13 protein-coding genes and 1 pseudogene are annotated in these 16806 nt (G+C 72.3%); 5 read left to right on the top strand and 9 right to left on the bottom strand.

What is annotated here, in order from left to right; translation table 11 throughout:
- Positions 1 to 57 precede the first annotated feature (57 nt).
- Entirely contained in the window at positions 58 to 1257 is a 1200-nt protein-coding gene (locus tag JK363_RS33285; RefSeq protein ID WP_201881033.1) for a PQQ-dependent sugar dehydrogenase, read from the top strand.
- A gap of 188 nt (positions 1258 to 1445) precedes the next feature.
- Complete coding sequence (locus JK363_RS33280; RefSeq protein ID WP_201881032.1) at positions 1446 to 1613, top strand: DUF6191 domain-containing protein; 168 nt, start codon at positions 1446 to 1448, stop codon at positions 1611 to 1613.
- A gap of 128 nt (positions 1614 to 1741) precedes the next feature.
- Here the strand turns inward: JK363_RS33280 and JK363_RS33275 are convergent, their stop codons facing one another.
- From JK363_RS33275 to JK363_RS44360, 4 genes and pseudogenes are all read right to left on the bottom strand, one after another.
- Positions 1742 to 4861 (bottom strand): helix-turn-helix transcriptional regulator, encoded by a 3120-nt coding sequence (locus JK363_RS33275; protein ID WP_201881031.1) that lies wholly within the window; start codon positions 4859 to 4861, stop codon positions 1742 to 1744.
- Between the two features lie 73 nt (positions 4862 to 4934).
- Positions 4935 to 5129 (bottom strand): hypothetical protein, encoded by a 195-nt coding sequence (locus JK363_RS33270; protein WP_201881030.1) that lies wholly within the window; start codon positions 5127 to 5129, stop codon positions 4935 to 4937.
- A 256-nt stretch (positions 5130 to 5385) separates the two neighbouring features.
- Positions 5386 to 7623 carry an MMPL family transporter gene (locus tag JK363_RS33265; RefSeq protein ID WP_201881029.1) on the bottom strand — a complete coding sequence of 746 codons (2238 nt, stop codon included), beginning with the start codon at positions 7621 to 7623 and terminating at the stop codon, positions 5386 to 5388.
- A 328-nt stretch (positions 7624 to 7951) separates the two neighbouring features.
- Positions 7952 to 8053 (bottom strand): annotated as a pseudogene (locus JK363_RS44360) (hypothetical protein); the annotation flags it as partial.
- A gap of 221 nt (positions 8054 to 8274) precedes the next feature.
- On the opposite strand from JK363_RS44360, the gene JK363_RS43035 reads away from it, so the two are divergent.
- Genes JK363_RS43035 through JK363_RS33250 form a run of 3 tightly spaced genes read left to right on the top strand, consistent with a single transcriptional unit; the run spans position 8275 to position 10596 of the window.
- The gene (locus JK363_RS43035) at positions 8275 to 8922 is read left to right on the top strand and encodes an ROK family protein (RefSeq protein WP_307821964.1); all 648 of its coding nucleotides are present in this window, start codon (positions 8275 to 8277) and stop codon (positions 8920 to 8922) included.
- Positions 8823 to 9062: a hypothetical protein gene (locus tag JK363_RS44355; RefSeq protein WP_307821963.1), complete on the top strand. Its 240-nt coding sequence runs from the start codon at positions 8823 to 8825 to the stop codon at positions 9060 to 9062. Before JK363_RS43035 ends, JK363_RS44355 begins: the two co-directional genes overlap by 100 nt.
- Before the next feature lie 28 nt (positions 9063 to 9090).
- Positions 9091 to 10596: a M81 family metallopeptidase gene (locus tag JK363_RS33250; RefSeq protein ID WP_201881028.1), complete on the top strand. Its 1506-nt coding sequence runs from the start codon at positions 9091 to 9093 to the stop codon at positions 10594 to 10596.
- Between the two features lie 111 nt (positions 10597 to 10707).
- Here the strand turns inward: JK363_RS33250 and gatB are convergent, their stop codons facing one another.
- From gatB to JK363_RS33225, 5 genes are all read right to left on the bottom strand, one after another.
- Positions 10708 to 12213 (bottom strand): Asp-tRNA(Asn)/Glu-tRNA(Gln) amidotransferase subunit GatB, encoded by a 1506-nt coding sequence (gene gatB, locus JK363_RS33245; RefSeq protein WP_201881026.1) that lies wholly within the window; start codon positions 12211 to 12213, stop codon positions 10708 to 10710.
- A gap of 14 nt (positions 12214 to 12227) precedes the next feature.
- The gene (locus JK363_RS33240) at positions 12228 to 12467 is read right to left on the bottom strand and encodes a hypothetical protein (protein WP_201881024.1); all 240 of its coding nucleotides are present in this window, start codon (positions 12465 to 12467) and stop codon (positions 12228 to 12230) included.
- Positions 12464 to 13957: an Asp-tRNA(Asn)/Glu-tRNA(Gln) amidotransferase subunit GatA gene (gene gatA, locus JK363_RS33235; RefSeq protein ID WP_201881022.1), complete on the bottom strand. Its 1494-nt coding sequence runs from the start codon at positions 13955 to 13957 to the stop codon at positions 12464 to 12466. Before gatA ends, JK363_RS33240 begins: the two co-directional genes overlap by 4 nt.
- A gap of 5 nt (positions 13958 to 13962) precedes the next feature.
- Positions 13963 to 14259: an Asp-tRNA(Asn)/Glu-tRNA(Gln) amidotransferase subunit GatC gene (gene gatC, locus JK363_RS33230; protein WP_176180497.1), complete on the bottom strand. Its 297-nt coding sequence runs from the start codon at positions 14257 to 14259 to the stop codon at positions 13963 to 13965.
- A gap of 342 nt (positions 14260 to 14601) precedes the next feature.
- On the bottom strand, positions 14602 to 16701 hold the full coding sequence (locus JK363_RS33225) for a putative bifunctional diguanylate cyclase/phosphodiesterase (RefSeq protein ID WP_201881020.1): 2100 nt from the start codon (positions 16699 to 16701) through the stop codon (positions 14602 to 14604).
- Positions 16702 to 16806 lie beyond the last annotated feature (105 nt).

Here is a 16806-nt window from a genome sequence, read left to right as displayed (position 1 = left end):
ACCCGGCACGGGGCTGCGGTGTATAAGAATCAGTGTCGCGCCGCGGCATCTGTGCCCATGGAGAGGAATCCGACCGTGCGACGTCCCCGCGTCATCCCCGTCATCGCCGCCGCTGCCACGCTGCTGCTCGTGGCCGGCTGCTCGTCCGACGGTGACAGCTTCGCCAGACCGGAAGACCGGAAGTCGTCCTCGGGGAAGCCGGGTTCCGCGGGCGACTCCTCTTCCCCGGGCGCCCCGTCGCCCACCGCCTCCGCCGCGCCCAAGAAGGGGTCGGTGAAGGTCGAGCGCACCCTGACCACCAAGCTGGACTCGCCCTGGGGCGTGGCTCCGCTGCCCGGCGGGGATCTGCTGGTGTCCTCGCGGGACACCGGGAAGATCTTCAAGATCTCGGCGGACACCGGGAAGAAGACCGAGCTGGGGTCGGTCCCCGGGGTCGCCGCGGCGGGCGAGGGCGGTCTGCTGGGGCTGGCGGTCTCCTCCGACTTCGGCTCGGACCACATGGTGTACGCGTACTTCACCACCGATTCCGACAACCGCATCGTGCGGATGATGTACGACGACAAGCGCCCCGCGGGTGATCAGCTGGGCGCCCCGGACACCATCTTCAAGGGCATCCCCAAGGGCGCGATCCACAACGGTGGGCGGATCGCCTTCGGCCCCGACAAGATGCTCTATGCGGGCACGGGCGAGAGCGGGGACCGCGGACTGGCCCAGGACCTGGACTCCTACGGCGGCAAGATCCTGCGGATGACCCCCGAGGGCGAGCCCGCCCATGGCAATCCGGATGCCGATTCGGTGGTCTATTCCTCCGGCCATCGCAATGTCCAGGGACTGGCCTGGGACCGGGACAAGCAGCTGTGGGCCTCCGAGTTCGGCCAGGACACCTGGGACGAGCTCAATCTGATCAAGCCGGGCAAGAACTACGGCTGGCCCGAGGCCGAGGGCAAGGCGGGCAAGAAGGGCTTTGTCGATCCGCTGGAGCAGTGGAAGCCCGCCGATGCCTCACCCAGCGGTATCGCCATCGCCAAGGGTTCGGTGTGGATGGCGGGTCTGCGCGGGGAGCGGCTCTGGCGGATTCCGCTGAAGGGTGAGCGGCCGGTGGCCAAGCCCCAGTCGTTCCTGGTGGAGAAGTACGGGCGGCTGCGGAGTGTGGTGGCCACGGACGACGGGGGGCTATGGGTGACGACCAGCAATACGGACGGGCGGGGTGAGCCGGGCAAGCAGGACGACCGGATCCTGAAGCTCAAGGTCAGCTGAGCGAGGGCGGAGGCGGGTCCGGCACGGAAGCGGGTAGGGCCCGGTGGCCGGTGCGGGGGCGCGGCGGGTGTGGAGAGGGGTGAACGGGCCGATGGGTTCTCGGTGTTCGCCGGAGATGTCATGGCGCGCCCGATTCCGGGCGGGGTCTGCCTACACTGGCTGGAGCCGTACAGCCAACGGGGGTCGCCATGTTCAACCTCATCGAGGAACTGTTCGCGCCCGGCCGCAAGCACACCGAGGAGGAGCGCAACCGGCTGGAGGTCACCCTGGACGAGGTCGGCAGCAACGACCCGGGAAAGGGCCCTATAGACCTCGACTCCGGCCGGGTGGTGGTCCGCCCCCGCGGGACCGACTGACCCGGGGGAGCACACGAGCCCGTTCGGGCAACCGGGCCACGGTCCCGAGCCGCCGTCCGTCCCCTGCTTCCGGTCCCTTGCTTCCGGTCCCCTGCTGCGGGTCCGTTGCTTCCCGTCCGGGCAGCTCGTCAGCGGGCCACCGCGCCGTCGGGCAGGCCGTCGACCACACGCAGCCGGTGCGCCACGGCGGCGGCCTCACCTCGGCCCGAGACGCCCAGCTTCGCCAGGATGTTGGAGACATGCACACTCGCCGTCTTCGGCGAGATGAACAGCTCCTCGGCGATCTGGCGGTTGCTGCGGCCCGCGGCGACCAGCCGCAGCACATCGCGCTCGCGGGGCGTCAGCCCCAGCTCCGCGGCGGGATCGGCGGCTTCGGGGACCGGGGGGTTCGCGGGGGCGGCCGTCATGGGGAGCGCACGGGTTCCGGTCGCGGCGGCGGCGAGTGCGGCACGGGTGGCCGCGGGCGCCAGCGGCAGCCGGGCGCGCCGGGCCAGCAGCTCGATCTCCTCCCGCAGCGGGCGCGCCCCCAGCCGCTCGGCCACGGCATGCGCCTGGGCAAGGAGTTCGGCGGCCTGCTCGCGGCCGCCGGTGCCCACCGGGCCAGGGCCCGCGTCGAGCAGCGCCTCCGCCCAGCGGTGCCGGGCGCGGGCCAGCGGATACGGCCGGTCCAGGGCGGCGAAGGCATCGGTGGCCTCGGCCCAGTGGTCGGGGCGGCTGTGCCCGTCGGCGCGCCCCAGTTCGGCCTGGAGCATCGCGGCGTAGGCCCGCCACATCGGCACCGCCTGCGGCAGCCGCTTGGCGGCCGCGGCGATCCGGGCCAGGGTGGTGGCGCGGCCGGGCTCGGCGGTGGGCAGTCCGCGGGCGGCGGTCTCGGCGGAGGCGGCCGCGTTCAGCAGCGGCCAGGCGTAGCGCTGCATTCCGGGCGGGAATCCGGCGTCCAGAGCCTGGTCCAGCAGCGCCCGGACGTCCAGGATGCGGCCACGCCCGGAGGCCAGCTCGATGGCAAAGCCCGCGGTCTGGATGGTGTACTGCGGCTCGTAGTTATGGGGGCCGAAGTGTTCGCGGGCCGCGGCGAGTTCGCGTTCCGCGGCGTCCCAGTCGCCGCGCATCAGGGCCAGCGTGGCCAGCCGGTTGCAGGCGCTGCCACGCGGTTTGGTGCCCAGGGCGAGCCGCAGGGTCTTCCGGGCCGCCTTCTCCGCCTCGTCCACCCGGCCCAGGGAGAACAGCGACTCCGCGAGGTTGCCGTACACCCAGGCCCGGGAGTCCACCAGACCGAAGCGGTCCAGCACCTGGTCGCCCTCCTCCGACGCCTCGACCGCCTCGACCGATCTGCCGACGCCCTCCAGGGCCGAGGCCAGATTGACATAGCAGCGCCCCAGGACGCTGATGTCGCCCAGGGCCACGGCCCGTGCGCAGACCTCACGCATCGCGGCCAGCCCGCGCTCGGTGTCGCCCGAGTCGCCGGTGAAGTGGCCCAGGGTCAGCCGGGCGTGCAGTTCGGTGCTCTCCGCGCCGACCAACCGGGCCAGCTCCACCGCCCGTTCGGCGACGGCCAGCCCCTGCGGCCCCGGGCGGTGGGTCATGGTCCAGCCCGCCAGATGGGCCATGACCTCGGCGTGCACCGGGGACGGCGGCAGTCCGCGCACCAGCTCCTGGGCACGGCTCAGCTCCTCCCAGCCGTCACTGCGCGCCACGGTCTCCAACAGCTTGGACTGCTGGGTCCAGAACCAGGCGGCCCGCAGCGGATCGCTGTCGCCCTTGGCCAGCTTCCGCAGGGCCTTCTTGCTGACCGCCAAGGCGCGTTCGGGCTGGCCGGACATATGGGCGGCCACCACCACCTCGGCGAGCAGATCGAGATGGCGCAGGGCCTCGTCCTCGCTGCCGTAGGGCGGATACGCCTCGGCGTAGCCCAGGGGGCGCTGTGTCTCGCGGATCTCCTTGGGGGTGTCCTCCCACAGCTCCATCGCCCGCTCCAGCAAACGCAGTTGCTCGGCGTGGGCGTAGCGCCTGCGGGCTTCGACGGAGGCCCGGAGCACGGCGGGCAGCGCCTTGGCCGGGTCATGGGCGTGGTACCAGTAGCTGGCCAGCCGGGCGGCCCGCTCATCGGCACGCACCAGGGAGGGTTCGGCCTCCAGGGCCTCGGCCAGCTGCCGGTTGAGCCGGGAGCGCTCGCCGGGCAGCAGATCGTCGACGACGGCCTCGCGCACCAGCGCGTGCCGGAAGCGGTAGCCGTTCTCATCGGGCGTGGGCTGGACGATATTGGCGCCGACGGCCGCGCGCAGCGCGTCGATCAGTTCGTCCTCGTCGAACCGGGCGACCCTGCGCAGCAGCGGGTACTCCACCGAGGAGCCGCCCTCGGCGAGGATCCGCACCACCGCCTGCGATTCCTCGGGCAGTGCCTCGACCCGCACCAGCAGCAGATCGCGCAGCGATTCGCTGAGCCCGCTGCTGCATCCCTCGTTGAGGGAGCGGGCGATCTCCTCGACGAAGAAGGCGTTGCCGTCGCTGCGCTTGAAGATCCGGTCGACCAGCTGGCGTTCGGGGTCGCTGCCGTTGATCCCGGCGATCTGGTCCCGTACCTCACCGCGGTTGAAACGGGCCAGCTCGATCCGCTGGACCTCGCGCATCCGGTCGACTTCGGCGAGGAAGGGCCGCAGGGGATGGCGCCGGTGGATGTCGTCGGAGCGGTAGGTGGCGACGACCAGCAGCCGGGCGCTGAGCAGCGAGCGGAAGAGATAGGCGAGCAGTTCACGGGTGGAGCGGTCGGCCCAGTGCAGGTCTTCGATGGCGACCACGAGGGTGCGGTCGGCGGCCAGCCGCTCCAGCAGCCGGACGGTGAGTTCGAAGAGCCGGGCCCGCCCGTCCCCGTCGTGGGACTCGCGGGCGGTCTCGCCCAGTTCGGGCAGCAGCCGGGCGAGCTCACCCTCCTGTCCGGCGGCGGCTCCGTCCAGTTCGGTGCCCAGTTTGCGGCGCAGGGAGCGCAGCACGGTGGAGACGGGGGCGAACGGCAGCCCGTCGGCGCCGATTTCGACACAGCCGCCGGTGGCGGCGACGGCTCCAGTGGCCACGGCGGTGGCCAGGAACTCGTCGACCAGCCGGGTCTTGCCGACCCCGGCTTCCCCGCCGATCAGCAGCACCTGCGGCTCGCCCAGGGTGGCGCGGGCGAGCGCGTCGTCGAGGAGGGACAGTTCCTCGGTGCGGCCGACGAACACCGGGCTGACAGACGTGGTGTACACGTCACTGAGCATCGCACAGGAGTCCGGTGTCCGGGCACGGTCTTTCCCCGTGGCCCCCACGGTCGTCATGGCATGGAAGCCGTGGTCAGGCCGCGGTGCCGTAGGACCGGGGCGAGCGGTGTCCGTGGCCGGACCGCCGGGTCAGCTTCACCCGCCCTCCCGATTCGGGTTCCGCGGACCGGCCGCGGCGTCCGGTGGCGGCCTCACGGGCCAGGCGCTCGGCGGCGGCCCGGCGCAGCAGCTCGGCCTCACGGACGCGGTGGAGTTCGTGGTGCAGCATGGTGTTCTCCCTGAAGACGAAGTGTTCTTCGAAGACGAGACATGCTCCGAAGGTGACTCCACTTTCGTCCGCCGGGGGGTTCCGGCACATCGGGAGGCTGCCCGATCTTCGTCCGGCCTCGGGCCTTAGGCCGCTCGGCCCGACGTGGGCGGGGGCCTTAGGCAGGTCCTTAGGCATCGGCCTCGGACGGTGCTCAGGACACCGGGCGACCGGGCCGTACCTCCTCAGACGCCGAAGACCCGCCCAGCCGCCCGCCTCAGACGCCGCCCCGTGTGCCCGCCTCCACGGTCTGTCCGTCGCGCTGTGCGGGCAGGGTCACCGGACCGGCCGCCGCGCTCTCCCCCTCGATGCTGATCCGCGGCAGCAGCCGCTCCAGCCACCCCGGCAGCCACCAGTTGGCGCCGCCGAGCAGATGCATCAGGGCGGGCACCAGCAGCGTGCGCAGTACGAAGGCGTCCAGGGCGACGGCGGCGGCGAGCCCGATGCCGAACATCGCGATGATCCGGTCGCCGCTGAGCACAAACGCGGAGAAGACGGCGATCATGATGACGGCGGCGGAGTTGATGACCCGGCTGGTCTCGGCGAGACCGACCCGGACCGCGATCCGGTTGTCCCGGGTGTGCTGCCACTCCTCGTACATCCGGCTGACCAGGAAGACCTGGTAGTCCATGGAGAGGCCGAAGAGCACCGAGACCATGATCACCGGAAGGAACGGTTCGATCGGACCCGCCCTGCCCAGCCCCAGCAGCTCGCTCCCCCAGCCCCATTGGAAGATCGCAACGACCACGCCGAAGGACGACGCGACGGCGGCCACGTTCATGACCGCCGCCTTGACGGGGATGCCGATGCTGCGGAACGCGAGCAGCAGCAGCACACAGCCGAGGGCCACCACCACCCCCACGAACAGCGGCAGCTTGGCGACGATCACCGCGGCGAAGTCGTCGTAGCCCGCGGTCAGTCCGCCCACGTACACCCTCAGCGAACTGTCCCGTTCGGCCTCCGGCAGCACCTCGGCGCGCAGCCGGTGGACGAGTTGGGAGGTGGCCTCGGCCTGCGGGGCGGTCTTCGGGACGACGGTGATGAGCCCGGTGTCACCCCCTCCACCGAGGTCCGCGGCGCTCACCGACGCCACGCCCTTGGTGGCGCGCAGGGTGTGGGGCAGCTCGGTGAAGGCCATCCGGTCGTCCGCCCCGTCGATCCGGCCGATGAGCGTGAGCGGGCCGTTGAAGCCGGGGCCGAACCCTTCGGCGAGCAGGTCGTAGGCGCGTCGGGTGGTGGAGTCTGCGGGGTTGTTGCCCTGGTCGGAGGTGCCCAGATGGAGGGAGAAGGTGGGCACGGCGAGGACGAGGACCACGGCGGCGGCCACCCCGCCCAGCAGTTTGGGGCGGCGTTCGACGAGGGCCGCCCAGCGGCCGGCCAGGCCGTGATGGCGCACCGGCTGTGGACCGTGCGCGGCCAGCCGGGCGCGTTCCCGCCGGCTCAGGGCCTTCGTTCCGATCAGGCCGAGCAGCGCGGGCAGCAGGGTGAGCGAGGCGGCGACGGTGAACGCGACCGTGAGCGAGGCCGCCACCGCGACCCCGCCCAGGAACTCCAGCCGCAGCACGAGCATGCCGAGCAGGGCGAGACAGACAGTGGCGCCCGCGAAGACCACCGCACGGCCCGAGGTGGCCACCGCGCGCCGTGCGGCCTCGTCGACCGACAGCCCCCGCCGCAGCCCCCGGCGGTGCCGGGTGACGATGAACAGCGCGTAGTCGATGCCGACACCGAGGCCGATCAGCACCCCGAGCATGGGCGCGAAGTCGGCCACGGTCATCGCGTGGCCGAGCAGTCCGATGGCGGCGTAGGCGGTGCCGACACCGATGAGCGCGGTGGCGATCGGCAGCAGGGCCGCGGCGACCGAACCGAAGGCGAGGAAGAGGACCACGGCTGCCACCGCGACCCCGATGATCTCGCTGAGATGCGCGGAGCCGGAGCTCTCGGTCAGGCTCGCGCCCGCCCCGCCCATCTCGACCTGGAGTCCGGGGACTCCGTGGGCGGCGGAGCGTGCGGTGTCCAGCACCCGGCGCACCTCGGCCTCACCCAGGTCGGTCGCGGGTTCGCGGAAGACGACGGTGGCATAGGCGGTGTGCCGGTCGGCACTGATGCGGCCGCCGCTGCCCTCGGCGCCGTACGGGCCGGTCACGGAGACCACGCCGGGCAGCCGCGCGATCCGGTGCAGCGCCGGGGTCATCCGTTGCTCGACGTCCGCGGAGGCTACGGATCCGGCGGATGCGGGGGTGTGCCAGACCAGGGTGTCGCTGTCCCCGGACCGGTCGGGGAAGCGCTGTTCCAGCAGGGCCGAGACCCTGGAGGAGTCGGTTCCCGGGATGTCGTAGTTGTTGGAGTATGCGGAACCGGCCGCCACCGCCGCCGAGGCGACTCCCGCGAACGCCGCCAGCCACAGCACGATGACGAGGACGGGGCGCCTGAGACACCACCGGGCGAGTGCGGCCATGGCTGCTTTCCGGGTACGGCGCCGGTCTCGCGCGGGCTCCCGGCGATGGCCGGGTCCGTGGCGGTGAGCGCGTGATGTGGTTGTGACCTGTGCACTCTGCCAGCCGGAAAAGATCCTTTGTCCCCTTTGTGGCGATCACCACATTCTTGGCACGGGCCTGGCCGGCCACCCCCGTCACCTCACACCGCGGCCGCCGGGACCAGCGGGAAGTGGCAGGCCGCCCGGTGCCCGGGGCCGCCGGTTCGGACTCCACCGGGTCGGCACGGGCGCAGATCTCCCGGGCTGCCGGGCAGCGGGTGCGGAACCGGCAGCCCGAGGGCGGATCGGCGGCCGACGGCGTCTCGCCGCCCAGCGGCGCCCCGGCCCGTTCCGCCGCCGGGTCGGGCCGCTCGGCGGTGTCCAGCAGCCCACGGGTGTGACGCAGACCCATGCTGCCTCCGCGGGATTCATCGGCCGCTCGGCCGCTCGGCCGTTCGAAGACAGCGAGCAAAGTACGGACGCCTCTGAGATGACGTCACGAGTCTGGTGTGACCGGTGCCGAATATTGTCACTGAATGTCGCGAGATACCGGGACTTGATTCGGCCAGCAAATAAAGTAGTCATGCCGAGTTCCGGAGAAGTACCACAACAACCCGATGGAAAGCGCGCCCTATGACCGTCGCCGACGAGCAGCCCGGCTCCGCCGCCCATGTCCGGATATCGGACAGCGGGGCCGTGGCGCTCGCCGCCGACCTGGGCAGCCATCACGCCCGGACCGGAGCGGTCGGGCTGACCGAGCCGGCCGACCGCCGGCGCGCCGCGGGCCGTACCGTACGGGCGGTCGGGGTGGGCTTCCCCGGACCGGTCGACACCGGCACCGGCCAGGTCATCGCCCCGTCCCGGATGCCCGGCCGACATCTGTACGAACTGCGCGACCGGCTCTCGAGACGTCTGGAGCTGCCCGTCCTCGTCGACAACGACGCCAACATGATGGCCCTCGGCGAGCACCGCGCCGCCCGCTGCGGGCTGCGCCACCTCGTGGTGGTCAAGGCCGGGCGCGGTATCGGCTCCGGGGTCATCAGCGATGGCCGCCTCTACCGCGGGGCGCGCGGCTCGGCGGGCGACATCAGCCATGTACGGGTCGACGCCGCCGAACGCAGGCGGGGCGGCACATCGGCGCGGTGCTGTCCGTCGTCGTCAACTCCTTCAACCCCGAGGCGGTGGTCCTCGGCGGAGCCCTCGCCGAGGCCGAACCGCTGGTCGCGGCGGTCCGCGGAGTGCTGTACGAGCGCTGTCTGCCGATGGCCACGAGCGAGCTGACCATCACGGCCGCTACCAGCGGCGCCGACGCGGGGCTGCTGGGCGCGGGCCACGCCGCGGTGCGCGAACTCGCCGCGGGAGGCCGTCCGATGCCCCTGGCCGGGGCCGCCGCCCGCTGCCCCCTCCCCACCGCCCCCTGAGATGTCCGTACCGCGAAAGCGAGACAGCATGGCTCCCCCCGCACCCCAAGGCCGCCGCCTGCGCATCGGGATCGGCGGTATGTCCATCGAATCCAGCACCTTCTGCCCGCACCGCACCACCTACGACGACTTCCGGATCACCCGCGGCGCCGAACTGCTGGACCGCTACACCTGGACCGCGGCCGACGGCGATCTCGCGGAACGGGTCGCATGGGTTCCGCTGGTCCACGCCGTCTCCCTCCCCGGCGGGCCGGTGGAACGCGACACCTACGACCGCATCAAGGACGAACTCACCGACCGGCTGCGCCGCGCGCACCAGGACGGCCCCCTCGACGGGCTGGTCTACGACATCCATGGCGCGATGAGCGTGGTCGGCATGGAGGACGCCGAGGGCGATCTGACCGACGCGGTACGGGAGGCGATCGGCCCCGACGCGCTGATCTCCGCCGCCATGGATCCGCACGGCAATGTCTCCCGCCGGTTCGCCGACCGGCTCGACCTCCTCACCGCCCACCGGCTGGCCCCGCACGAGGACGCCTGGGAGACCCGGGAGCGCGCCGCCCGCAAGCTGGTGGAGCGGCTCGTCTCCGGCAAGGGCCGCCCCCATGTGGCCTGGGTCCAGATCCCGGTACTGCTGCCCGGTGAGAAGACCAGCACCCGGCTGGAGCCCGCCAAGTCGCTCTACGGACGGCTGGCCGCGGTAGAGGCGCTGGACGGCGTGGTGGACGCCGCAGTGTGGGTCGGCTACGCCTGGGCGGACGAACCGCGCTGCCGGGCCGCGGTGGTGGTCACCGCCGACGACCCCGTCCTCGCGGTGGAACAGGCCCGCTCCCTGGCCCGCGAATACTGGGAGGTGCGCCGCGACTTCGTCTTCGTCGGCCCCACCGGCACCGCCGACGCGTGCATCGCCGAAGCCGTGGCCTCCCCCGCCCGCCCGTTCCTGATCAGCGACTCCGGAGACAATCCCACCGCCGGGGGCGCCGGTGACCTGGCCTATGTGCTGGGTCGGCTGCTGGCCCACGAGGAGCTGGCCTCCGGCCGCGTCACCGCCCTGCACCCGGGCATCACCGATCCCGCGGCGGTCGCGGAGTGCTTCACCGCCGGGCTCGGCGCCACCGTACGGCTGTCGGTCGGCGGCGCGGTCAGCGCCGGGACCGGGGAGCACGCCGCACCGTACGCGCTCACCGGCGAGGTGGTGGCACTGCGGCGGGACGACGAGGTGGGCGGCGATCTGGCGGCCGTGCGCAGCGGCGGAGTCACCGTGGTCCTGGTCAGCCGCCGCAAACCGTTCCACACCCGGGCCGACTTCGGGGAGCTGGATCCGCGCGGCTACGACCTGGTGGTCGTCAAGATCGGCTATCTGGAGCCGGAGTTGTACGAGATGGCGGCGGACTGGCGGCTGGCGCTCACCCCCGGCGGGGTGGACCAGGACCTGCTGCGGCTGGGCCACCACCGCATCGAGCGGCCGCTGTACCCGTTCGACGACGCGGAGTTCGACACCCCGGATCTCACCCCCCGGCTGCTCACCCGCTGACCGGGCCGCCCCGTCGTACCGGCCGGTCGGCGACGGCTGGACCCTCCGCCGCGTACAGCACAACGGGGTGGGCCCGCCCGGGCCCACCCCGTCGTCGTACTGCGGTGACGCTCAGCCCTCGACGCCGAGCTTCTCCAGGATCAGCTCGCGGACGCGGGCCGCGTCCGCCTGGCCGCGGGTGGCCTTCATGACCGCGCCCACGAGCGCGCCCGCGGCCGCGACCTTGCCGCCGCGGATCTTGTCGGCGATGGCGGCGTTGGCGGCGATCGCCTCGTCGACGGCGGTGCCGAGCGCGCCCTCGTCCGAGACCACCTTCAGACCGCGCTTCTCCACCACGGTGTCCGGGTCGCCCTCGCCCGCGAGCACGCCCTCGATGACCTGGCGCGCCAGCTTGTCGTTGAGCGAGCCCTCCTTGACCAGGGCGCACACCCGCGCGATCTGCTCCGGGGTGATCGGCAGGGCGGCGAGCTCGGTGCCCTCCTCGTTGGCCCGGCGGGCCAGCTCGCCCATCCACCACTTACGGGCCTGGTCGGCCGGGGCGCCCGCGTCGATGGTGGCGGAGATCAGGTCGATCGCGCCCGCGTTGAGCACCGACTGCATCTCGTGCTCCGAGATGCCCCAGTCCTCGCGCAGTCGGGTACGGCGCACCCGCGGCAGCTCCGGAAGCCCGGCCCGCAGCTCCTCGACCCACTCCCGGGACGGGGCGACCGGCACCAGGTCCGGCTCGGGGAAGTAGCGGTAGTCCTCCGCCTCCTCCTTGACCCGGCCGGGAGTGGTGGAGCCGTCCTCCTCGTGGAAGTGACGAGTCTCCTGGATGATCGTCCCGCCGCCGCCGAGCACCGCGGCATGGCGCTGGATCTCGAAGCGCGCCGCACGCTCCACCGAGCGCAGCGAGTTGACGTTCTTCGTCTCCGAGCGGGTGCCGAACTTCTCGGCGCCGTGCGGGCGCAGCGAGAGGTTCACATCGCAGCGCATCTGGCCCATCTCCATGCGCGCCTCGGAGACCCCGAGCGCCTTGATGAGCTCCCGCAGCTCGGTGACGTACGCCTTGGCGACCTCGGGGGCCTTCTCCCCGGCCCCGACAATCGGCTTGGTGACGATCTCGATGAGCGGGATCCCGGCCCGGTTGTAGTCCAGGAGAGAGTGCGAGGCACCCTGGATACGGCCGGTGGCACCGCCGACATGGGTGGACTTGCCGGTGTCCTCCTCCATGTGGGCGCGCTCGATCTCGACGCGGAAGATCTCTCCCTCGACCTCGACGTCCAGATAGCCGTTGAAGGCGATCGGCTCGTCGTACTGCGAGGTCTGGAAGTTCTTCGGCATGTCCGGATAGAAGTAGTTCTTCCGGGCGAAGCGGCACCACTCGGCGATCTCGCAGTTCAGCGCGAGACCGATCTTGATGGCGGACTCGACACCGGTCGCGTTGACGACCGGCAGCGAGCCGGGCAGGCCGAGGCAGGTGGGGCAGGTCTGCGCGTTGGGCTCGGCGCCCAGCGTCGTCGAACACCCGCAGAACATCTTGGTCTTGGTGCCGAGCTCGACATGCACCTCGAGCCCCATCACAGGCTCGTAGGCGGCCATGGCGTCCTCGTACGACACCAGTTCAGTGACGGTCACGGAAAACTAACCTCTCAGTCCGCGAGGACGTCGTCGTCGCCCATACGCTTGAGCTCGCGGACGAGCAGGGCGACGCCGGTGACGATGGCGGCGGCCGAGACCACCGCATCGGCCAGCTGGAGCTTGTCGTTCTCGAAGCGGGCCTTCTTGGCCTGCTTGAAGACATTGACCGCGCCGAACAGCGTGGTCCCGATGGACAAGTAGGTGCCAGGCTTGGACTTCTTGAAGCCCTTGGCCTTCTTCAGAGCGCTCACAGGGACGGTGCCTCCTCAAGCAGCGGGTGGCCCCACGTGGCGGTGAGCGCGGCCTCGACCGCGGCACCGACCTTGTAGAGCCGGTCGTCGGCCATGGCAGGGGCGATGATCTGGAGGCCCACCGGCAAACCGTCCTCGGGCGCCAGCCCGCAGGGCAGCGACATGGCCGCGTTGCCCGCGAGGTTCGCCGGGATGGTGCACAGGTCGGCCAGGTACATCGCCATCGGGTCGTCGGCGCGCTCGCCGATCGGGAAGGCGGTGGTCGGAGTGGTCGGCGAGATGAGCACGTCGACCTGCTCGAAGGCCTTCTCGAAGTCCCGGGTGATCAGGGTGCGGACCTTCTGCGCGGAACCGTAGTACGCGTCGTAGTAGCCGGAGCTGAGCGCATAGGTGCCGAGCATGATGCGGCGCTTGACCTCGGCGCCGAAGCCCTCCGCGCGGGTCAGCGCGGTGACCTCCTCCGCGGAGCGGCTGCCGTCGTCGCCCGCCCGCAGGCCGTAGCGCATGGCGTCGAAGCGGGCCAGGTTGGACGAGCACTCCGACGGGGCGATCAGGTAGTAGGCGGCCAGCGCCTTGTCGAAGGACGGACAGGAGATCTCCACGATCTCGGCGCCCAGCTCGCGCAGCAGCTCCACGGACTCGTTGAACCGCTGCATCACGCCGGCCTGGTAGCCCTCGCCCGCGAACTCCTTGACGACACCGATGCGCATGCCCTGCACACTGCCGTTGCGCGCGGCCTCGACGACCGGCGGGACGGGCGCGTCGATGGAGGTGGAGTCCATCGGGTCGTGTCCGGCGATCACCTCGTGCAGCAGCGCCGCGTCCAGCACGGTGCGGGCGCAGGGGCCGCCCTGGTCCAGGGAGGAGGAGAACGCCACCATGCCGTACCGGGACACCGCCCCGTAGGTGGGCTTGACGCCGACGGTGCCGGTGACGGCGGCGGGCTGGCGGATGGAGCCGCCGGTGTCGGTACCGATGGCCAGCGGGGCCTGGAACGAGGCCAGCGAGGCGGAGGAGCCGCCGCCGGAGCCGCCGGGGATACGGGTGAGGTCCCACGGGTTGCCGGTGGGGCCGAACGCGCTGTTCTCGGTCGAGGACCCCATGGCGAACTCGTCCATGTTGGTCTTGCCGAGCACGACGACGCCCGCGTCCCGCAGCCGCTTGGTCACGGTGGCGTCGTACGGCGGGAGCCAGCCCTCGAGGATCTTGGAGCCGACGGTGGTCGGGATCCCCTGGGTGGTGAAGATGTCCTTGAGCGCGAGCGGAACACCGGCCAGCGGGCCCAGCTCCTCGCCGCGCTCCCGCTTCTCGTCGACCGCGCGCGCCTGCGCGAGCGCGCCCTCCCGGTCCACGTGCAGGAAGGCGTGCACCTTCTCGTCGACGGCCTCGATACGGGCCAGATGGGCTTCGGTGACCTCGACGGCGGTGAGCTCGCCGGAGGCGACCTTGACGGCGATCTCCGCCGCGGTGAGCCTGGTCAGATCGGCCATGGTGGTCACTCCTCCCCCAGGATCTGCGGCACCTTGAAACGCTGCTGCTCCTGCGCCGGGGCGCAGGCCAGCGCCTCCTGCGGGGTCAGCGACGGACGGACCTCGTCCGGGCGCATGACGTTGGTCAGCGGCAGCGGGTGAGAGGTCGGCGGTACGTCTTGGTCGGCGACCTCGGAGACGCGGGCGACCGCGCCGATGATGTCGTCCAGCTGTCCGGCGAAGTGGTCGAGCTCTTCGTCCTTCAGCTCCAGACGCGCCAGCCGGGCGAGGTGGGCGACCTCCTCGCGCGTGATGCCAGGCATGCAGATCCTCGGGGTGAGTGTGTAAGTTCCGGCCCCAATCCTATGGCGCCGCCCGCACCGGGCGCGAAACGCTTTCCCCCGCCCCGCCGGGCCAGTCCCGGGGCGGGGCCCCGGGCGCCGTCATGGGGCGGTTCGTACACGGCGCCGGAGCATGCGCCCCGCCGTACACCGGTGCGCGGGGCCCGTGGCCGCGGGGTTCGGGTGCGGGGCCGGCAGCGGGAAGGACGGAGCGCGGCCGGCGTTCAGGGCGCGGGGTCGGAGAGGGCCCACAGACGGGCGCGAGGGTCGGGGGGCGGCGCCGGGCGCGCGCGGCGGCGGGGCATGGGCCCCGGACGTACGGGGCTAGATGACCGGCTGGTCGGCGTCGGTTTCGGCCGGGGACGGCTCGGCGTCCGGGTCCTCGCGGCTCCAGCCGCCCTCACCGCGGGCCCGCAGCCAGGCGGTGGTCTCCTCGGGCGGCATCGCGGCGGCCACCAGCCAGCCCTGGACCGCGTCGCATCCCAGGTCGCGCAGGCGCTCCCAGGTCTCGTCGTCCTCCACGCCCTCGGCGACGACCAGCAGGCCCAGCGAATGGGCGAGGTCGACCGTACAGCGGACGATCTCCGCGTCCTCGTTGTCCACGGCCAGCCGCGCCACAAAGGAACGGTCGATCTTGAGCTCGCTCACCGGGAGCCTGCGCAGATGCACCAGGGAGGAGTAGCCGGTGCCGAAGTCGTCGAGGGACATCCGCACACCGTGGCCGGTCAGCCCGGCCAGGGTGTCGGCCGCGCGCTGGGGGTCCTCGAGCAGCACATGCTCGGTTATCTCCAGCTGGAGGGCACCGGCCGGGACGCCGTGCCGGGCCAGCCGTCCGGCCACCGCGCCCGCGAAACCGGGGGTGTGGACATCGCGCGGCGAGACATTGACGGCGACCGGCACCTCGAGGCCGTCCGCCCGCCATCGGGCGACCTGGCCGAGGGCGGTCTCCAGGACGTATTCGGTGAGCCGCGGCATCAGCCCGGAGCTCTCGGCCATGGCGATGAACTCGTCCGGCGGCACCCGGCCGCGGTCCGGGTGCACCCAGCGGACCAGCGCCTCAAGGCCGGAGACATGACCGTCGAAGCCGACCTTGGGCTGGTAGTGGAGCTCCACCTCGCCCGCGTCCAGGGCGCGCCGCAGATCGCCCAGCAGTCCGAGCCGGTCGGGGGTGTTGCCGTCGCGGCGGGCCTCGTAGAGCTCGACCCCGCTGCGATCCCGCTTGGCCTGGTACATCGCGACATCGGCGCGGCGCAGCAGCCCTTCGGCGTCCAGCGCGTGGTCGGGGTAGACCGCGACCCCGGCGCTGGCCTCCAGCACCAGGGTGAGCCCGTCGAGGTCGAGCGGTGAGCCGAGGTCGCCGACGAGGACGCGGGCCGAGCGCTGGGCGGCGGTGAGCGAGTCGGTGGTGGGCAGCAGCACCGCGAACTCGTCTCCGCCGAGCCGGGCCACCTCCGCCCCGCGCGGCAGGGCCAGCCGCAGCCGCTCGGCGATCTGGAGCAGCAGCCGGTCGCCCGCCAAATGACCCAATGTGTCATTGACCGAACGGAACCGGTCCAGGTCGAGCAGGACCAGTGCGGTACGGGTCCCGGCCCGCTCGGCCTCGTCCAGCGCGGCCCAGGTGCGCTCCAGCAGCCACTGGCGGTTGGGCAGTCCGGTGAGCGGATCGCGCAGCTGCTCCTCGGCGCGCACCCGGGCGATCCACAGCGTGGAGTCCAGGGCGACCAGCGGGACCGCGAACAGCGGGAGCAGCAACGGGGTGTCCCCGGCGACGACGACGATCAGCGGGGCGATACCGAGCAGCGCGATGCCGACGAGGGCGTGGCGGAAGAGCGCGGTGCGGGCGGCGGTGGGCAGTCCGGCGCCGGGCGGGGCGAAGGAGTACCAGAGCAGGGCGCGGGTGACGGCGAGATAGGCAAAGGCGGTCAGGGCCGTCTGGGGGATGGCGGACATCTCCCAGGTGTCGGTCTGCCAGGGGTTTTCGACGGAGGGCGTGGTACCGAAGGCGGCGAGGGTGAGGGCCCCGGCGCCGACGCCGAGGATGTCGACCGCGCCGTGCAGAACGGCCTGCCGCCAGCGGTGCCGCCGGGCGGCGCCGACCAGCACCACGACGGCGAGGCTGATGAGCACGGCCGGGATCCAGCCGTAGAGCAGCAGCGCGGCCAGGGTTAACGCGGCGCCGGAGCCGGTGCCGCCCCACCAGCGGTCCCGGCCCAGGGCCACGAGATGGCCGACGATGATGCCGGTGAGCACGGCGAACGACCAGCCCACGGTGCCGTCGGGAAAGAGCGCGTGGCCCGCGTCGAGCACCCGGAACACTCCGATGCCGAACGCGAAAGCGGCCATGGCGACCGCCGCGGCCGGCAGCGCGGGCAGGACTGCCCGGCGCAGCCGCGACGCCGGGGCGGCGCTTTCGGTCGGTTTCATACCCGTCCCTCTCACAGCCGGCGGTGCCCGCGCCACGGCAGGCGCACACCTCAACAGTAGGCGGCAGAAGGCCATGACGGGCGGGGATCGGCAGCGGTTGCCCGA

The sequence above is a fragment of the Streptomyces coffeae genome, from assembly GCF_016741875.1.
Classification (GTDB): domain Bacteria; phylum Actinomycetota; class Actinomycetes; order Streptomycetales; family Streptomycetaceae; genus Streptomyces; species Streptomyces coffeae.
This window is presented reverse-complemented; position numbering and strand designations above follow the sequence as displayed.